This window comes from Burkholderia sp. Ed8, assembly GCF_040761425.1.
GTDB lineage: Bacteria > Pseudomonadota > Gammaproteobacteria > Burkholderiales > Burkholderiaceae > Burkholderia > Burkholderia seminalis.
This window is the reverse complement of the sequence record NZ_CP142885.1, coordinates 1,302,758-1,319,683: the sequence shown is the minus strand read 5'-3', so window position 1 is coordinate 1,319,683 and position 16,926 is coordinate 1,302,758. Positions and strand designations below refer to the sequence as shown.

17 protein-coding genes are annotated in these 16,926 nt (G+C 65.4%); 6 read left to right on the top strand and 11 right to left on the bottom strand.

What is annotated here, in order from left to right; genetic code table 11:
- Nucleotides 1–91: 91 nt before the first annotated feature.
- Nucleotides 92–481, bottom strand: coding sequence for a VOC family protein (locus VXM69_RS06170; protein WP_034185795.1), 390 nt, complete (start codon nt 479–481; stop codon nt 92–94).
- Nucleotides 482–554: 73 nt separating this feature from the next.
- Between VXM69_RS06170 and VXM69_RS06165 the strand changes: the two genes are divergently transcribed.
- Nucleotides 555–1,520, top strand: coding sequence for an AraC family transcriptional regulator (locus VXM69_RS06165; RefSeq protein WP_301741882.1), 966 nt, complete (start codon nt 555–557; stop codon nt 1,518–1,520).
- Between the two features lie 90 nt (nt 1,521–1,610).
- Here the strand turns inward: VXM69_RS06165 and gltA are convergent, their stop codons facing one another.
- The 7 genes from gltA to VXM69_RS06130 all read right to left on the bottom strand — a co-directional run bounded on the left by gltA (nt 1,611) and on the right by VXM69_RS06130 (nt 7,549).
- The gene (gltA, locus tag VXM69_RS06160; RefSeq protein ID WP_034185794.1) at nt 1,611–2,912 is read right to left on the bottom strand and encodes a citrate synthase; all 1,302 of its coding nucleotides are present in this window, start codon (nt 2,910–2,912) and stop codon (nt 1,611–1,613) included.
- Nucleotides 2,913–2,978: 66 nt separating this feature from the next.
- The gene (locus tag VXM69_RS06155) at nt 2,979–3,251 is read right to left on the bottom strand and encodes a succinate dehydrogenase assembly factor 2 (protein WP_011548107.1); all 273 of its coding nucleotides are present in this window, start codon (nt 3,249–3,251) and stop codon (nt 2,979–2,981) included.
- A gap of 12 nt (nt 3,252–3,263) precedes the next feature.
- Nucleotides 3,264–3,965: a succinate dehydrogenase iron-sulfur subunit gene (locus VXM69_RS06150; protein ID WP_011658352.1), complete on the bottom strand. Its 702-nt coding sequence runs from the start codon at nt 3,963–3,965 to the stop codon at nt 3,264–3,266.
- 21 nt (nt 3,966–3,986) lie between these two features.
- On the bottom strand, nt 3,987–5,762 hold the full coding sequence (sdhA, locus tag VXM69_RS06145) for a succinate dehydrogenase flavoprotein subunit (protein ID WP_034185793.1): 1,776 nt from the start codon (nt 5,760–5,762) through the stop codon (nt 3,987–3,989).
- Between the two features lie 3 nt (nt 5,763–5,765).
- Complete coding sequence (gene sdhD, locus VXM69_RS06140) at nt 5,766–6,134, bottom strand: succinate dehydrogenase, hydrophobic membrane anchor protein (RefSeq protein WP_011355745.1); 369 nt, start codon at nt 6,132–6,134, stop codon at nt 5,766–5,768.
- Between the two features lie 4 nt (nt 6,135–6,138).
- Nucleotides 6,139–6,555, bottom strand: coding sequence for a succinate dehydrogenase, cytochrome b556 subunit (sdhC, locus tag VXM69_RS06135; protein ID WP_034185792.1), 417 nt, complete (start codon nt 6,553–6,555; stop codon nt 6,139–6,141).
- A gap of 169 nt (nt 6,556–6,724) precedes the next feature.
- On the bottom strand, nt 6,725–7,549 hold the full coding sequence (locus VXM69_RS06130) for a GntR family transcriptional regulator (RefSeq protein ID WP_080287700.1): 825 nt from the start codon (nt 7,547–7,549) through the stop codon (nt 6,725–6,727).
- 288 nt (nt 7,550–7,837) lie between these two features.
- Here VXM69_RS06130 and VXM69_RS06125 point away from each other — a divergent pair, with 288 nt between their 5' ends.
- The 5 genes from VXM69_RS06125 (at nt 7,838) to acnA (ending at nt 15,007) form a co-directional block, all read left to right on the top strand.
- Nucleotides 7,838–8,824, top strand: coding sequence for a malate dehydrogenase (locus tag VXM69_RS06125; RefSeq protein WP_006754984.1), 987 nt, complete (start codon nt 7,838–7,840; stop codon nt 8,822–8,824).
- Nucleotides 8,825–9,009: 185 nt separating this feature from the next.
- Nucleotides 9,010–10,017, top strand: a complete 1,008-nt coding sequence (locus VXM69_RS06120; protein ID WP_226226809.1) for an aldolase/citrate lyase family protein — start codon at nt 9,010–9,012, stop codon at nt 10,015–10,017.
- A gap of 230 nt (nt 10,018–10,247) precedes the next feature.
- Nucleotides 10,248–10,763 (top strand): hypothetical protein, encoded by a 516-nt coding sequence (locus VXM69_RS06115; protein WP_034185790.1) that lies wholly within the window; start codon nt 10,248–10,250, stop codon nt 10,761–10,763.
- 22 nt (nt 10,764–10,785) lie between these two features.
- Complete coding sequence (locus tag VXM69_RS06110) at nt 10,786–12,237, top strand: bifunctional 2-methylcitrate dehydratase/aconitate hydratase (protein ID WP_367189160.1); 1,452 nt, start codon at nt 10,786–10,788, stop codon at nt 12,235–12,237.
- Between the two features lie 52 nt (nt 12,238–12,289).
- A complete protein-coding gene (gene acnA, locus VXM69_RS06105) occupies nt 12,290–15,007 on the top strand; it encodes an aconitate hydratase AcnA (protein WP_034185788.1) in 2,718 nt (905 codons plus the stop codon).
- 102 nt (nt 15,008–15,109) lie between these two features.
- On the opposite strand, the gene VXM69_RS06100 is transcribed toward acnA, so the two are convergent.
- From VXM69_RS06100 to VXM69_RS06090, 3 genes are read right to left on the bottom strand one after another with little or no spacing between them, the layout of a single operon-like run.
- A complete protein-coding gene (locus tag VXM69_RS06100; RefSeq protein WP_049028709.1) occupies nt 15,110–15,541 on the bottom strand; it encodes a DUF1801 domain-containing protein in 432 nt (143 codons plus the stop codon).
- Nucleotides 15,538–15,969, bottom strand: a complete 432-nt coding sequence (locus VXM69_RS06095) for an SRPBCC domain-containing protein (protein WP_034185785.1) — start codon at nt 15,967–15,969, stop codon at nt 15,538–15,540. Before VXM69_RS06095 ends, VXM69_RS06100 begins: the two co-directional genes overlap by 4 nt.
- Nucleotides 15,969–16,292, bottom strand: coding sequence for a helix-turn-helix transcriptional regulator (locus VXM69_RS06090; RefSeq protein WP_034185784.1), 324 nt, complete (start codon nt 16,290–16,292; stop codon nt 15,969–15,971). The genes VXM69_RS06095 and VXM69_RS06090 overlap by 1 nt, the downstream gene beginning before the upstream one ends.
- Nucleotides 16,293–16,926: the final 634 nt, after the last annotated feature.

The window sequence follows — 16,926 nt, the reverse complement described above, 5'->3', positions numbered from 1 at the left end:
CGTATCGTGATGTGCTGTCAGCGTACGGCCGGTACGAGGCCGCCATCACCGCTATCCGGTCAACTATCGATACAATTCTGACAACCGCGCGTTACTCCGGACGATGACAGACCACGCAGAGCTTGTTGCCGTCCGGATCGCGAAAATAGGCGCCGTAGTAGTCGCGGTGATAGTCCGGGCGCAGGCCCGGCGGCCCTTCGCAGGTACCGCCGTGCCGCAGCGCGAGCGCATGGCAGCGATCGACGAGCGCGCGGGCCGGCGCGACGAACGCGACCGTGTGCCCGTTGCCCGGTTCGGGCGCGCGGCCGTCGAGCGGCCGGCCGAAGAAGAACAGCGGCCGGTCGGCATCGGCCGGCATCCAGCCCGACCAGCCGTCCGGCTCGCGGAATTTCAGGCGCAGCCCGAGTGCCGCGAACAGCGGCGCGTAGAAATCGTAGGCGCGCGTCGTATCGCTGACGCCGACGCAAACGTGTGAAAACATGGCATCGCTCCGTGGTGACGATTGCGTTCTCGATCATGCCACGACGCGCTACCCGCCCCTACCGGAGGCCGCGATGAAACCGCAGTACGAGCATGTGACGTTCTCGCCAGGCTGTTCGATCCGCGTGTATCACCGCCAGCTCGCGCGCATCCCGTTCGAATGGCATCGCCATCCCGAGTACGAACTGACGCTGACGCTCAACAGCCGCGGCCAGCGCTTCATCGGCGATCACGTCGCGCGCTACGCGGACGACGATCTCGTGCTCGTGCCGCCCAACCTGCCGCATACGTGGTCGTCGAACGCGCGCATCGATCGCGCGGCGCCCGAAGTCGCGCTCGTCGTCTGGTTCGACGGCGACTGGGTGCGGCGGCTGGCAGATTGCTGCCCCGAATACGCGCCGCTGCGCTCGCTGCTGCGTCGCGCGGCGCCCGGCCTGCGTTTCGACGTGGAAGCCGCCCGCGCGATGCGGGCGCGACTGCCGCGGTTGCTCGATCCGTCGCCGCGCGCACGGCTCGCGGCGGCGCTCGACACGCTCGCCGATCTCGCCGAAGCCGGCGGCACGCCGCTCGCCACCGCGCACGCGTATGACCGGCCGGACGGCACGGCACCGTCCGCCGACGCGGCCGCGCCCGAAGCCGAACGCCTCGACCGCGTGCTCGATGCGATCGACCGGCGCTTTCACGAACCGCTGCGCATCGACGCGCTCGCCGCCGCCGCGCACATGTCCGAGCGCACGCTGCAGCGCCTGTTCGTCCGGCATCTCGGCGAAAGCGTCGGCCGCTACCTGCAACGGCTGCGACTCGCGCACGCGTGCCGTCATCTCGTCGGCACCGACTGGCCGATCGCGACGGTAGCCGCGCGCTGCGGCATTCCGAACGCCGCGAACTTCAACCGCCAGTTCCTCGCCGCGCGCGGGATGACGCCGGGCGCGTACCGGCAGTTCTTCAAGCAGCACGGCCACGCCCCCGACGACGACGCGCCGGCACTCGATACCCGCCCGCCCTCGCTGGAGCGCCGCGCCAATTCACCGCACAAATGAAAACACCCCGACGGGCGGACCCGTCGGGGTGTCGTGGCGTTGCGATTGCCCGACGCGAGCGGCCTGCCGGCCGTTCGCGCCGCACACGACTTAACGTGCGTCGATCGGCTTCGCTTCGCGCGGCGTGTCGCCGATGAACAGCTGGCGCGGACGGCCGATCTTCTGTTCCGGATCGGCGATCATTTCGTTCCACTGTGCGATCCAGCCGACCGTACGTGCCATCGCGAAGATACACGTGAACATCGACGTCGGGATGCCCAGCGCGCGCTGGACGATGCCCGAGTAGAAGTCGACGTTCGGGTACAGCTTGCGCGACACGAAGTATTCGTCTTCCAGCGCGATCTTCTCGAGCTGCATCGCGAGCTTGAACAGCGGGTCGTCGTGCAGGCCCAGTTCGTTCAGCACTTCGTAGCACGTTTCGCGCATCAGCTTCGCACGTGGATCGTAGTTCTTGTACACGCGGTGGCCGAAGCCCATCAGCTTCACGCCCGAATTCTTGTCCTTCACCTGCTTGATGAATTCGGGGATGTTGTCCGGCGAACCGATCTGCTCGAGCATGTTCAGCGCGGCTTCGTTCGCACCACCGTGCGCCGGGCCCCACAGACATGCGATACCGGCGGCGATACACGCGAACGGGTTCGCACCCGACGAACCGGCGAGGCGGACCGTCGACGTCGACGCGTTCTGCTCGTGGTCGGCGTGCAGGATCAGGATACGGTCGAGCGCGCGGACGAGCACGTCGTTGACCTTGTACTCCTCGCACGGGTTCGAGAACATCATGTGCATGAAGTTCGCGCTGTACGACAGCGAGTTCTTCGGATACACGAACGGCTGGCCGATGCTGTACTTGTACGCCATCGCGACGAGCGTCGGCAGCTTCGCGATCATGCGGATCGCCGACACTTCACGGTGACGCGGGTCGTTGATGTCGAGCGAGTCGTGGTAGAACGCGGACAGCGCGCCGACCGCGGCGACCAGGATCGCCATCGGGTGCGCGTCGCGGCGGAAACCACGGAAGAAGAAGTGCATTTGCTCGTGCACCATCGTGTGCTTCGTGACGGTGTCGACGAATTCCTTCTTCTGCGCTGCGTTCGGCAGCTCGCCCTTCAGCAGCAGGTAGCAGCTTTCGAGGAAGTCCGCGTTCTGCGCGAGGTTGTCGATCGGGTAGCCGCGGTACAGCAGCTCGCCCTTGTCGCCGTCGATGTACGTGATCGCCGAATTACAAGCCGCCGTCGACATGAAGCCCGGGTCGTACGTGAACTTGCCGGTCTGGCCGTACAGCTTGCGGATGTCGATTACGTCCGGGCCCATCGTGCCCTTGTAGATCGGCAGTTCGACGCTCGGCGAGTTGTCGCTGAACGATAGCGTGGCTTTAACATCAGACGGAGTCATGGCACATCCTCAATCGAAATAAAGAAACGGGATTCGATAACGGGCACAGCGCGTTACACCTTGGCGTTACACGTTGCGCAGCATCTCCAACAGCCGGTGAATATCCGGGCTGTCTAGGTCGCCCTCTGGTTCCTTGCGCGCGAGGAGCAAGTCCATCAGGTCGTTGTCGCTCAGATCGAGCAGGCGCGACAACGCGCCTACGTCTGCATCGGTGAGGTCATGCTCGTATCTGCCGAAGAAACGCTCGAATACGATATCGTTTTCCAGCAGACCCCGCCGCGCGCGCCAGCGAAGGCGCGCGCGACGGTGCGGGTCGGATTGATGCGAATCGTCGCTCATTGCAACCCGGCCTTAAACCGCGCGGCGGACCATCAGTTCCTTGATCTTGCCGATCGCCTTCGTCGGGTTCAGGCCCTTCGGGCAAACGTCGACGCAGTTCATGATCGTGTGGCAACGGAACAGACGGTACGGGTCTTCCAGGTTGTCGAGACGCTCGCCGGTGGCCGTGTCGCGGCTGTCCGCGATGAAGCGGTAAGCCTGCAGCAGGCCGGCCGGGCCGACGAACTTGTCCGGGTTCCACCAGAAGCTCGGGCACGACGTCGAGCAGCTCGCGCACAGAATGCACTCGTACACGCCGTCGAGCTCGTCGCGTTCTTCCGGCGACTGGAGACGTTCCTTCTCCGGCGGCGGCGCGTCGTTGATCAGGTACGGCTTGATCGAGTGGTACTGGTTGAAGAAGTGCGTCATGTCGACGATCAGGTCGCGCACGACGGGCAGGCCCGGCAGCGGACGCAGCACGATCTTCTGCGGCAGGTCGTTCAGGTTCGTCAGGCACGCGAGACCGTTCTTGCCGTTGATGTTCATCGCGTCCGAACCGCACACGCCTTCGCGGCACGAACGGCGGAACGACAGCGTCTCGTCGACGGCCTTCAGCTTCACCAGTGCGTCGAGCAGCATGCGCTCATGCTGGATCTCGAGCTCGTACGTCTGCATGCGCGGCGCTGCGTCCTTGTCCGGATCGTAGCGGTAGACTTCAAAAATGCGTTTTGCCATTTCGGATTCCTTTGACTCGGCTTAGAACGTGCGCGGCTTCGGCGGCACGGATTCGACCGTCAGCGGCTTCATTTGAACCGGCTTGTAGTCGAGGCGATCGCCTTCGCTGTACCACAGCGTGTGGCGCAGCCAGTTCTCGTCGTCGCGATGTTCGTAGTCGCTGTGTGCGTGCGCGCCACGGCTTTCCTTGCGCGCTTCCGCCGACACCATCGTGGCGCGCGCCACTTCGATCAGGTTCTCCAGCTCGAGCGCTTCGACGCGCGCGGTGTTGAACACCTTCGACTTGTCCTTCAGGTGGATGTTGTCCACGCGCGCCGCCAGGCCGGCCATCTGCTCGACGCCTTCCTTCAGCAGCGCCGACGTGCGGAACACGCCCGCGTGCTTCTGCATCGTCGCGCGGATGTCGTTCGCGACGTCCTGCGTGTATTCGCCCGACGTCGACTTGTCGAGCTTGTTCAGGCGCGCCAGCGAGAATTCGCCTGCATCGGCCGGCAGCGGCTTGTGTTCCTTCTGGTTCTTCACGTGCTCGACGATGTGGTTGCCGGCCGCACGGCCGAACACCACGAGGTCCAGCAGCGAGTTCGTGCCGAGGCGGTTCGCGCCGTGCACGGACACGCACGAGCATTCGCCCACTGCGTAGAAGCCGTTGACCGGTTCCTTGTGATCGCGCGACGTGCCGACGACCTGACCGTGGATGTTGGTCGGGATGCCGCCCATCTGGTAGTGGATCGTCGGGACGACCGGGATCGGTTCCTTGATCGCGTCGACGTTCGCGAACTTCAGCGCGATTTCGCGGATCGACGGCAGACGCTTCATGATCGTCTCGGCGCCGATGTGCGACAGGTCGAGCAGCACGTGATCCTTGTTCGGACCGACGCCGCGACCTTCCTTGATTTCCTGGTCCATCGAACGCGACACGAAGTCACGCGGCGCCAGATCCTTCAGCGTCGGCGCGTAGCGCTCCATGAAACGCTCGCCGTTCGCGTTGCGCAGGATACCGCCTTCGCCGCGCACGCCTTCGGTGATCAGCACGCCCGCGCCGGCCACGCCGGTCGGGTGGAACTGCCAGAACTCCATGTCCTGCAGCGCGATGCCCGAACGCGCGGCCATGCCGAGGCCGTCGCCGGTGTTGATGAACGCGTTGGTCGACGCCGCGAAGATCCGGCCTGCGCCGCCCGTCGCGAACAACGTCGTCTTGCCTTCCATGATGTAGACGTCGCCCGTCTCCATCTCGAGGGCCGTCACGCCGAGCACGTCGCCTTCCGCGTCGCGGATCAGGTCGAGCGCCATCCATTCGACGAAGAACTGCGTCTTCGCTTCGACGTTCTGCTGGTACAGCGTGTGCAGCAGCGCGTGACCGGTACGGTCGGCGGCCGCGCACGCGCGCTGGACCGGCTTCTCGCCGTAGTTCGCGGTGTGGCCGCCGAACGGACGCTGGTAGATCGTGCCGTCCGCGTTGCGGTCGAACGGCATGCCGAAGTGCTCGAGTTCGTACACGACGTTCGGCGCTTCACGGCACATGAATTCGATCGCGTCCTGGTCGCCGAGCCAGTCGGAACCCTTGATCGTGTCGTAGAAGTGGAAGTGCCAGTTGTCTTCGCTCATGTTGCCGAGCGACGCACCGATACCGCCCTGCGCGGCCACCGTGTGCGAGCGCGTCGGGAACACCTTCGACAGCACGCCGACCGACAGGCCCGCGCGCGACAGTTGCAGCGCTGCGCGCAAGCCCGAGCCGCCCGCGCCGACGATCACCACGTCGAACTTGCGGCGCGGCAGGTTAGTTTTGATTGCAGCCATTCTTTACACTCTCCAGAGAATCTGCGCGGCGTAGCCCGCACATGCGAGCAGCCAGACGATGGTCAGCGATTGCAGCAGCAGGCGCACACCGACGGGCTTCACGTAGTCCATCCAGATGTCGCGCACGCCGACCCATGCGTGGTAGAAGAGGGAAAGCAGCATCACGAAGGTCGCGAGCTTCATCCATTGCGCGGCGAAGATCGATGCCCAGCCTTCGTACGAAAAATCGTGCGCGCCGAAGAACAGGACGAGCAGAATGACCGTGTAGACCGCCATGATGGTGGCGGTGATGCGCTGCGCGAGCCAGTCGCGCAGGCCGTAGTGAGCGCCGACGACGAGGCGCTTCGAGCCGATTCGGTTATTGGCTGCCATTTTCTTAGAATGCTCCGAACAGTTTGAGTGCCATGGCGATCGTCAGCGCGATCGAGACGACAAAGACGACGACGGCCGTCCGCTTGCCGCCTTCCTTCGTGACGGCGTCGTGGTTGACGTCCATCAGCAGGTGGCGAATGCCGGCGCAGAAATGGTGGAAGAAGGCCCACGACAGTGCGAGGACGATCAGCTTGACGATGATGTTGGAGAGGAAAGCCTTGAAGACTTCGAAGCTGAGCTCGGACGTGAGGCTCTGGTCGAAGAGGAACAGCAGGAACGGCAGGAACAAGAACAGCAGCGCGCCGCTGACTCGATGGAGAATCGACAATATCGCCGCCAGCGGCATGCGATATTTCATCGTGATATCGCCGAATCCGATGTTCCGGTATTCCGGCCTCGGCTTTCTTACTGCATCAGTCATGCTAGACCCCTACTATGTTGTCACACTAATCCGCGATTTTAGCGCCTTTTTATATCGCGCTGCAGCGAAAGTCTGCTCTGGATAGTTGCGCGAACACGAACAAAGGCGGCCCGAAACGTGCTTCGCGAGCGTGGGAATCGCGAACGCACTCGGCTTGAGCCGAAGCTGCTCAACTCAAGTCATTCTGATAGTAGTACCCGGTTGTGACATACCAGCCGCGACGCACTTCCACCGGCCGGTCCCCGTATGTATAGGACACGCGCTCGACCGACAGCAACGGGAAACCCGCGGGCACATGCAGCAGGTCCGCCACCGACGGCTCCGCCGCGACCGCGCGGATCTTCTCCGTCGCGCGAATCATCCGCGTGCCGAATTCCGTCTCGAACATCGCGTAGAGCGGCCCCTTGTACTCGCTCAGCCGCTCGAACGTGAGCCCGCGGAACATCGCGCCCGGCAGCCAGATCTCGTCGAGCACCGTCACTTCGCCGTCGAACTCCAGCAGCCGGCGCACCTGCACGACCGGGTCGGCCGGCTTCAGGTCGAGCTGCCGCGCGATCTCCGCCGGCGCACGCAGGCGACGGCATTCGAGCAGGCGGCTCACGTGCGGGTGTTCGGCGCCGTCGTCGGCCAGCAGACGCAGGAAGCGGAACTGCGCGCGATCCTCGTTGTGCGTTGCAACAAAAGTACCCTTGCCCTGCCGCCGGACCACGAGGTTTTCGGCGGCCAGCTCGTCGATCGCCTTGCGAACGGTGCCCTGGCTGACCTTGTAGCGGGCCGCGAGCTCCACTTCGCTCGGAATGATCTCGCCCGGCTTCCATTCGCCGGATTCGAGACTTTGCGTGATCAATGACTTAATCTGCTGGTATAACGGGCTGAACGTCGGCGACGGCGACGCCGCGGGCGAAGGTGCGGGATCGCCCGCGCCCGGCTGCCCTGGGCCGCCTGCGCCGGTCTGATTCGCGGTATTCGCCTGGTTCGATGTCATGGCGCGCATTTCATCACAAACCGCACTTTTTCGTCCACTCAATTTCCGCAAAACATCTGTCTTATATAAGACATATGATACCGTTTGACTTTGCGCGTGACGGCTCCTACACTCCCGGTCGAGCAAGGGTTCGCGGGTGCAACAGCGCGTCCCCGGCTACGTGCCACGGCCGTCTCCAGGTTCACCGCGTCTGCCATCGCGAGTCCTCCGCCCTGCTTCAATGCAACGCTACGCACAACGCGCATAGAATGGCGTTTTCGCTCGCGTCCAACGCTTCATCCGTCCTGGAGATTTTCAATGGCTAAGCCCGCAAAGCGCGTTGCCGTCACCGGCGCCGCAGGTCAAATCGCTTACTCCCTGCTGTTCCGCATCGCGAACGGCGACCTGCTCGGCAAGGACCAGCCGGTCATCCTGCAACTGCTCGACCTCCCGCAAGCCCAAGCCGCCGTCAAAGGCGTCGTGATGGAACTCGACGATTGCGCGTTCCCGCTGCTCGCGGGCGTCGTGATCACCGACGATCCGAAGGTCGCATTCAAGGATGCCGACGTCGCGCTGCTGGTCGGTGCACGTCCGCGCTCGAAGGGCATGGAGCGCAAGGACCTGCTGTCGGCGAACGCTGAAATCTTCACGGTTCAGGGCGCCGCGCTGAACGAAGTCGCGAGCCGCGACGTGAAGGTGCTGGTCGTCGGCAACCCGGCGAACACGAACGCCTACATCGCGATGAAGTCGGCGCCGGATCTGCCGAAGAAGAACTTCACGGCCATGCTGCGCCTCGACCACAACCGCGCGCTGTCGCAGCTCGCCGCCAAGTCGGGCAAGCCGGTCGCGTCGATCGAGAAGCTCGCCGTGTGGGGCAACCACTCGCCGACGATGTACCCGGACTTCCGCTTCGCGACCGCCGAAGGCGAATCGCTGCTGAAGCTGATCAACGACGACGTGTGGAACCGCGACACGTTCATCCCGACCGTCGGCAAGCGCGGCGCGGCGATCATCGAAGCGCGCGGCCTGTCGTCGGCGGCGTCGGCGGCCAACGCGGCGATCGACCACGTCCGTGACTGGGTGCTCGGCACGAACGGCAAGTGGGTCACGATGGGCATCCCGTCGGACGGTTCGTACGGCATCCCCGAAGACATCATCTACGGTGTGCCGGTCGTCTGCGAAAACGGCGAGTACAAGCGCGTCGAAGGCCTGGAAATCGACGCGTTCTCGCGCGAGAAGATGGACGGCACGCTGGCCGAGCTGCTCGAGGAGCGCGACGGCGTCGCCCACCTGCTGAAGAACTAAGCATCACGCGCCGGTGCCGGGCGGCCCTCGGGCCACCCGGTTTCGGCCCGGGCCGGCCGGCCGCCGGCCCGGCCGAACGATCCGATCCGCGCACGTTTTGCCGCCCCGCCCCCACGGCGCACCGGCCCAGAACCTGCCCGAATCCGATTTTCTCCACGCTGACACGCTCCCCTGACGTCGAACAGATGGCCGCGCTCACTCCTGCACAAGTGCTGTACGACGGGGCGTCCCCGCCCGCGATCCTGCCCTGCTGCGATCATTACGCGGGCAGCGAAAAGCTGATGCGCAAGTCGCTCGCGCTGCAGGCCGAACTGGGTCCCGTATTCGACATCACGCTCGACTGCGAGGACGGCGCCGCCGTCGGCCAGGAAGCCGCGCATGCGGCGCTCGTCGCCGACCTGCTCGGCAGCGACGAGAACCGCTTCGGCCGCGTCGGCGTCCGGATCCACGACTTTTCCCACCCGCACTGGCGCGACGACGTCCGCATCGTGCTGCGCGCCGCGCGTGCACCGGCCTACATCACGCTCCCGAAGATCGCGGCCGCGGCCGATGCCGCGGAAATGACCGCGTTCATCGAAGGCACGCGCCGCGAGCTCGGCATCGCACATCCGATCCCGGTGGACGTGCTGGTCGAGACGCACGGCGCGCTGGCGCAGGCGGCCGCGCTCGCCGCGCTGCCGACGGTCGGCACGCTGAGCTTCGGTCTGATGGACTTCGTCTCCGCGCACCATGGCGCGATTCCCGATTCCGCGATGCGCTCGCCCGGCCAGTTCGACCATCCGCTCGTGCGCCGCGCGAAGCTGGACATCGCCGCGGCCTGCCACGCGCACGGCAAGACGCCGTCGCACAACGTGACGACCGAGGTGCGCGACATGGGCGTCGTGGCCGGCGATGCGCGCCGGGCGCGCGACGAATTCGCGTTCACGCGGATGTGGAGCATCCACCCCGCGCAGATCCGCCCGATCGTCGACGCGTTCGCGCCGCGCACCGACGAGGTCGCGCTGGCCGCCGAGATCCTGCTGGCCGCGCAGGCGGCCGACTGGGGCCCGACGCGCCACGGTGATACGCTGCACGATCGCGCGAGTTATCGCTATTACTGGTCGGTGCTGCGCCGTGCGCGCGCCACCGGCCAGCCCGTTCCGGCCGAGGCCGCGCCGCTGTTCGGCCCGGCCGCCGCGGGCGGCGCGCCTTGAGCGCGCGCCGCCGGCCGAACCACGCGTTTCATGCATTCGCCGGGACGCAAGCCGGACAGAGGTTTGCGAAACGACAAAAAACGTAACGGAGCCCGAAAACCTGATATCTGCGCGGCCAAATAGGTGAAAATAGCGGCCGCTGCGCGCTTTCGGGGCGCGTGCAGTTTCAAACCGGCCGGCGGTTTCGATTGCCGGCCCTTGTCAACTGATTATCGAAAGGTTCTGACTCCATGAAGAAACTCCTGATCGCTACCGCCATCGGCGCCTTGTCCGCCACGATGCTGGTGTCGGCTCCGAGCGCGTTTGCCCAGGGTACGGCCACCACGACCGCGAAAAAAGCCACGGCCAAGCGCCCGGCACCGGCCAAGCGCATCATCCCGCGCAGCAAGAAGGCGCAGGCGCGCGCAGCGGCCAAGGTCGATCCGGTACCGGACGGCGCGGTCAAGTGGTCCTGTAAGGAAGGCCTGTCGTTCGATCTCGCCGGCGACATGAAGCGCGACCAGGTCGTCACGGTTCACTGGGCGAAGAAGAACTACAAGCTGCCGCGTCAAGCCACGACGACGGGCGCCGACACGTTCTACGATCCGGCAGCAGGCTTCAAGCTGGTCGTGATCCCGACCAAGGCGATGCTGTTCTCCGACGCCAACGGCGGCGAGCGCCTCGCGGACGAGTGCGTGACGCCGGAAATGGCGCAAGGCACGCCGGCACCGACGCAGTCGAACGAACTGAAGCCGGCAACGAACTAAGCGCGTTCCCCTCGGCCCCTCGATGTCCGCCCCGGTCTCCAACGTCCGCCCTGCTCCGGATACGGTACTCGTCGATATCGTCGACTACGTGCTGAACACCGGCATCGACAGCGCGCTCGCGCTGGAGACGGCGCGTCATTGCCTGATCGACACGCTCGGATGCGGACTCGAGGCGCTGTCCTACCCTGCCTGCACCAAGCTGCTCGGCCCCGTCGTGCCCGGCACGATCGTGCCGAACGGCGCGAAGGTGCCCGGCACGTCCTTCCAGCTCGATCCCGTCCAGGCCGCATTCGACATCGGCGCGATGATCCGCTGGCTGGACTTCAACGACACCTGGCTCGCCGCCGAATGGGGCCATCCGTCCGACAACCTCGGCGGCATCCTGGCGACGGCCGACTGGCTTTCCCGCACGGCCGTCGCGGCCGGCCGGAAGCCGCTCCCGATGCGCGACGTGCTGGTCGCGATGATCCAGGCCCACGAGATCCAGGGCTGCCTCGCCCTCGAGAATTCGTTCAACGCGGTCGGGCTCGACCACGTGCTGCTCGTGAAGGTCGCGTCCACGGCCGTCGTCGGCCGGCTGCTCGGGCTCACGCGCGACGAGCTGATCAACGCGGTGTCCAACGCGTTCGTCGACGGCCACGCGCTGCGTACCTACCGCCACGCGCCGAACACCGGTTCGCGCAAGTCGTGGGCGGCCGGCGACGCCACGTCCCGCGCGGTGCGCCTCGCGCTGATCGCGAAAACGGGTGAAATGGGCTACCCGTCGGCGCTCACCGCGCAAACCTGGGGCTTCTACGACGTGCTGTTCGGCGGCAGGCCGTTCCGCTTCCAGCGTCCGTACGGCACGTACGTGATGGAAAACGTGCTGTTCAAGATCGCGTTCCCCGCCGAATTCCATGCGCAGACGGCCGCCGAGGCCGCGCTGCAGTTGCATGCGCGGCTCGCCGCGGCGGGCCGCACGATCGACGACATCGGCCGGATCACGATCCGCACGCATGCGGCCGCGATCCGCATCATCGACAAGCAGGGCCCGCTCGCCAACCCGGCCGACCGCGACCACTGCATCCAGTACATGGTCGCCGTGCCGCTGCTGTTCGGCCGGCTGACCGCCGCCGACTATGAAGATTCGGCCGCGGCGGACCCGCGCATCGACGCGCTGCGCGCGAAGACCGTGTGCGTCGAGGATCCGCAGTTCACGAAGGATTATCACGATCCGGACAAGCGATCGATCGCGAATGCGCTGACGATCGAATTCACGGACGGATCGAAGCTTGCCGAAGTGGCGGTCGAATACCCGCTCGGCCATCGGCGGCGCCGCACGGACGGCATCCCGCTCCTGGTCGACAAGTTCAGGACCAACCTCGCCCGCCGTTTCCCGGCCAAGCAGCAACAAGCGATTCTCGACGTGTCGCTGGACCAGGCAAAGCTCGAAGCGATGCCGGTCGATCAGTACGTCGATCTGTATGTGATTTAGCCGTCATCTACAGGACACGTAGTTTCCTAGCCTTAAACCCAGGAAAATCACCATGGCCCACAATCTCCACAAGACCCTCAAGGAATTCGACAGCGGTTCCGGCAAAGGCAAGTTCTACTCGCTGCCGCAACTCGGCAAGGAGCTGAAGACGAAGATCGAACGCCTGCCGGTGTCGATCCGTATCGTGCTCGAGTCCGTGCTGCGCAACTACGACGGCAAGAAAATCACCGAAGAGCACATCGAGCAGCTCGCGAACTGGAAGCCGACCGCGAAGCGCGTCGACGAGATTCCGTTCGTCGTGTCGCGCGTCGTGCTGCAGGACTTCACGGGCGTGCCGCTGCTCGCCGACATCGCGGCCATGCGCGGCGTCGCCGAGCGTACGGGCAAGAACCCGAAGAAGATCGAGCCGCTGGTCCCGGTCGATCTCGTCGTCGACCACTCGGTCCAGATCGACTACTTCCGCCAGAAGGACGCGCTCGACCTGAACATGAAACTGGAATTCCAGCGCAACAACGAGCGCTACCAGTTCATGAAGTGGGGCATGCAGGCATTCGACACGTTCAAGGTCGTGCCGCCGGGCGTGGGCATCGTCCACCAGGTGAACCTCGAATACCTCGCGCGCGGCGTCCACAAGAAGACGGACGGCGGCGACACCGTGTATTACCCGGACACGCTCGTCGGCACCGACAGCCACACGACGATGATCAACGGCATCGGCGTGGTCGGCTGGGGCGTGGGCGGCATCGAGGCGGAAGCCGGCATGCTCGGCCAGCCGGTGTACTTCCTGACGCCGGACGTCGTCGGCGTCGAGCTGAAGGGCCGGCTGCGCGAAGGCGTGACGGCCACCGACCTGGTGCTGACGATCACCGAAATGCTGCGCAAGGAGAAGGTCGTCGGCAAGTTCGTCGAGTTCTTCGGCGAAGGCACGAAGTCGCTGTCGCTGCCAGACCGCGCGACGATCGGCAACATGGCGCCGGAATACGGCGCGACGATGGGCTTCTTCCCGGTCGACGAAAAGACGATCGACTACTTCGAAGGCACGGGCCGCACGAAGGCCGAAATCGCCGCGTTCGAAAACTACTTCAAGGCGCAGAAGCTGTTCGGCATCCCGAAGGCCGGCGACATCGACTACACGAAGGTCGTGACGCTGGATCTGGCGACGGTCGCCCCGTCGCTGGCCGGCCCGAAGCGCCCGCAGGACCGCATCGAGATCGGCAACGTCAAGTCGACGTTCACCGACCTGTTCTCGAAGCCGGTCGCGGAAAACGGCTTCGCGAAGAAGGCGGACGACCTGGGCACGCAATACACGACGAGCAACGGCGTCGACGTGAAGAACGGCGACGTGCTGATCGCCGCGATCACGTCGTGCACGAACACGTCGAACCCGAGCGTCCTGCTGGCCGCCGGCCTGCTCGCGAAGAAGGCCGTCGAAGCCGGCCTCACGGTCGATCCGAAGATCAAGACCTCGCTCGCGCCGGGATCGCGCATCGTCACCGAGTACCTGACGAAGACGGGCCTGCTGCCCTACCTGTCGAAGCTCGGCTTCGAAGTCGCGGCCTACGGCTGCACGACCTGTATCGGCAACGCGGGTGATCTGACGCCGGAACTGAACGAAGCGATCACGAAGAACGACATCGTCGCGGCAGCCGTGCTGTCGGGCAACCGTAACTTCGAAGCGCGCATCCACCCGAACATCCGCGCGAACTTCCTCGCGTCGCCGCCGCTGGTCGTCGCGTACGCGATCGCCGGCAACATCACGCGCGACCTGATGACGGAACCGGTCGGCAAGGGCAAGGGCGGCCGCGACATCTATCTCGGCGACATCTGGCCGACGAGCGAGGAAATCCACGCGCTGCTCAAGTTCGCGCTCGACCCGAAGAAGTTCGAGGACAACTACTCGAAGCTGACCAAGAAGGGCGACCTCTGGAGCAAGATCGAGGGCGAATCGGGCCAGGTCTACGACTGGCCGAAGTCGACGTACATCGCCGAGCCGCCGTTCTTCGGCAACGACTTCTCGATGGAGCCGGCCGCGTCGATCCCGACGGTCAAGGGCGCGCGCGCGCTGGGCATCTTCGGTGATTCGGTCACGACCGACCACATCAGCCCGGCAGGCTCGATCAAGGAAGACTCGCCGGCAGGCAAGTGGCTGAAGGAAAACGGCGTGCAGAAGGCCGACTTCAACAGCTACGGCTCGCGCCGCGGCAACCACGACGTGATGATGCGCGGCACGTTCGCGAACGTCCGGATCAAGAACCTGATGATTCCGGCGAAGGCGGACGGCACGCGCGTCGAAGGCGGCCTGACGATCCACCAGCCGAGCGGCGAACAGCAGTCGATCTACGACGCGGCGATGCAGTACGTCGCCGCCGGCACGCCGACCGTCGTGTTCGCGGGCGAAGAGTACGGCACGGGCTCGTCGCGCGACTGGGCCGCGAAGGGCACGCAACTGCTCGGCGTGAAGGCCGTGATCGCACGCAGCTTCGAGCGGATCCACCGCTCGAACCTGGTCGGCATGGGCGTGCTGCCGCTGCAGTTCAAGGGCGCGGACAGCGTCCAGTCGCTCGGCATCACCGGTGAAGAGACGTACGACATCGAAGGCCTCGGCGACGACTTCAAGCCGCAGCAGGACGTCACGCTCGTGATCCACCGCAAGAACGGCGAAACGCAGCGCGTGCCGGTGCTGCTGCGCATCGATACGCCGATCGAAGTCGACTACTACAAGCACGGCGGGATCCTGCCGTTCGTGCTGCGCTCGCTGCTCGCCGCGTAAGCGCCCTGCCTTTGCAGGTGCCGCAGCCGCCTCGCGGCGGTTGCGGCCGATTTGGATGCCCGACCTCGTGTCGGGCTTTTTTTGCCTGCGCGCTGCGCCGCCCTACGCCGCCTTGCTGCCGCGCGCCTTCGCCGCCGCGCCCCGCGCGTTCTTCTTCAGATGCGCGCGGTTGTATTCGATCGCCGCGCGCACGAGGTTCTTCAGCGCCCGCTTGTCGACCCGGTCGCCTTCGAACAGATCGATCGCGCGTCGCGCATTGCCGTCGAGGCCGTCGTTGAACAGCTTGTCGGGATCGGGGAGCTGCGCGCCGTGCATGAAGGTCAGCTTCACCTTGCCCTTGTGCGCGTTCGCAACCGCGATCATCCCGTCGCATGACCAGACGGGGCTGCCCATCCACTTCCATTCCTCGACGATGCCCGCTTGCGCAGCGAGGATCGTCTGGCGCAGGTCGGCGAACGTCTTGCCGCGCCAGTCGGTGATACCGGCGATCAGCGCATCGATGCGCGCCGACGGTGTGAGGTCCGCGGTACTCATGCGCGGACCTCCGTGCCTTCGTCGGGGCCCGCCAGCACCTGCTCGAGCGACGCGAAGAACCGGACCCAGCCATGCTGCGCGCCACGGTACGCCTGCTCCTGATCCGTGCGGAACCCGACCTGCTCCATGCGCAGGTGCGTGCCGGCCGGCGTCGGCGTGAGCGTCCACGTGACGACGCTTTCGAGGCCATGCGCGGCCCACGTATAGGACAGCGTGCGCGGCGGCTCGATCGTCAGGACCGTGCAGTCGACCGAGCCCCAGTCCGCCCGGAAGCTGAATGCGCGCCCCGCGACGGGCTCGAAGTCGCTCTTCATCAGCCACGCCTCGATCAGGTGCGGTTGCGTCAGCGCACGCCAGATCTTCTCCGGCGGATGAGGCAGTTCGCGGTCGACGACGACGGCGCGCGTTTCGGTAGTGGCTTGGTTCATTACTGATCCATCCTTTTGAGCAGATCTTCGAGGGCGTCGAACCGGCTCTGCCAGAAACCTGCCATCTGGCTCGTCCAGTCGATCAGCGGGGCCAGCGCCTGCGGCTGCGCGCTGTAGTGCGTCTGCCGGCCTTCGTGACGGTCGTTCACGAGCCCGGCCTGCTTCAGTACACCGAGGTGCTTCGACACGGCCGGCTGCGAGACGCCCGCATGGGCCGTCAGCGCGGCAACCGTCAGCTCGCCCTCCTCGCACAGCCGCTCGAAAAGCGCGCGGCGCGTCGGATCGGCAAGCGTCCTGAAAAGCATGTCGTGAGCGTTCTGCATGTCGTTCCAAAATCCATAACCCATCGGTTATTGATTGAAGGATATCCGCGGATTGCAGCGCGTCAAGGCGGGATTTCGCGAGCTGTGTCGTTCGATCCTGCCGGTGCGGGCGGCCCGCCGCACCGGCTCGCGCCCGCCGCCAAATTCGAATAACCCCTCTAATCCACGATTGCGACACGCGATCCGAAAGGCGCCTGCAAGACTGCCCGACAGGCTGTTCCACAGTTCGAGAAACGTTTGTGCACGGCCCGCCCCGTTCGTGTGCATCCGCGCATCGGTTCCTGACAGGCCGCTTCCATTGACCACATAGTGCGACTCGGCGCGCAACGACGGACACGCAAACGACATGCATGCACGCGCCCGTCCACTCCGCGATCGCGCATGTTCCGAAGCGACGACGAACGACTCGTGCGTGCGAACGTCGCCCGTTGCCAGGCCATCGTGCGGCGAACCGGTTCCGTTCGCCGAGCGGGCCATCGGCCGCGCGCACGAGGCGGCGCGCGCGTGCGGCCGCCCCGATGTCAGAACTGACAGCTGCGGAAAATGGCAGCTACCCGAACGACACCGACGCCCTACGCTCGTCACCGCTCGCGGCCCCACAAGGGCCGGGGGTTCCAGTAACGTCGCTTCTCCT

Bases quoted from the DNA above. Each gene is read 5' to 3' on its own strand.
- VXM69_RS06170 (WP_034185795.1), bottom strand. From the start codon at position 481: ATGTTTTCACACGTTTGCGTCGGCGTCAGCGATACGACGCGCGCCTAC.
- VXM69_RS06165 (WP_301741882.1), top strand. From the start codon at position 555: ATGAAACCGCAGTACGAGCATGTGACGTTCTCGCCAGGCTGTTCGATC.
- gltA (WP_034185794.1), bottom strand. From the start codon at position 2,912: ATGACTCCGTCTGATGTTAAAGCCACGCTATCGTTCAGCGACAACTCG.
- VXM69_RS06155 (WP_011548107.1), bottom strand. From the start codon at position 3,251: ATGAGCGACGATTCGCATCAATCCGACCCGCACCGTCGCGCGCGCCTT.
- VXM69_RS06150 (WP_011658352.1), bottom strand. From the start codon at position 3,965: ATGGCAAAACGCATTTTTGAAGTCTACCGCTACGATCCGGACAAGGAC.
- sdhA (WP_034185793.1), bottom strand. From the start codon at position 5,762: ATGGCTGCAATCAAAACTAACCTGCCGCGCCGCAAGTTCGACGTGGTG.
- sdhD (WP_011355745.1), bottom strand. From the start codon at position 6,134: ATGGCAGCCAATAACCGAATCGGCTCGAAGCGCCTCGTCGTCGGCGCT.
- sdhC (WP_034185792.1), bottom strand. From the start codon at position 6,555: ATGACTGATGCAGTAAGAAAGCCGAGGCCGGAATACCGGAACATCGGA.
- VXM69_RS06130 (WP_080287700.1), bottom strand. From the start codon at position 7,549: ATGCGCGCCATGACATCGAACCAGGCGAATACCGCGAATCAGACCGGC.
- VXM69_RS06125 (WP_006754984.1), top strand. From the start codon at position 7,838: ATGGCTAAGCCCGCAAAGCGCGTTGCCGTCACCGGCGCCGCAGGTCAA.
- VXM69_RS06120 (WP_226226809.1), top strand. From the start codon at position 9,010: ATGGCCGCGCTCACTCCTGCACAAGTGCTGTACGACGGGGCGTCCCCG.
- VXM69_RS06115 (WP_034185790.1), top strand. From the start codon at position 10,248: ATGAAGAAACTCCTGATCGCTACCGCCATCGGCGCCTTGTCCGCCACG.
- VXM69_RS06110 (WP_367189160.1), top strand. From the start codon at position 10,786: ATGTCCGCCCCGGTCTCCAACGTCCGCCCTGCTCCGGATACGGTACTC.
- acnA (WP_034185788.1), top strand. From the start codon at position 12,290: ATGGCCCACAATCTCCACAAGACCCTCAAGGAATTCGACAGCGGTTCC.
- VXM69_RS06100 (WP_049028709.1), bottom strand. From the start codon at position 15,541: ATGAGTACCGCGGACCTCACACCGTCGGCGCGCATCGATGCGCTGATC.
- VXM69_RS06095 (WP_034185785.1), bottom strand. From the start codon at position 15,969: ATGAACCAAGCCACTACCGAAACGCGCGCCGTCGTCGTCGACCGCGAA.
- VXM69_RS06090 (WP_034185784.1), bottom strand. From the start codon at position 16,292: ATGCAGAACGCTCACGACATGCTTTTCAGGACGCTTGCCGATCCGACG.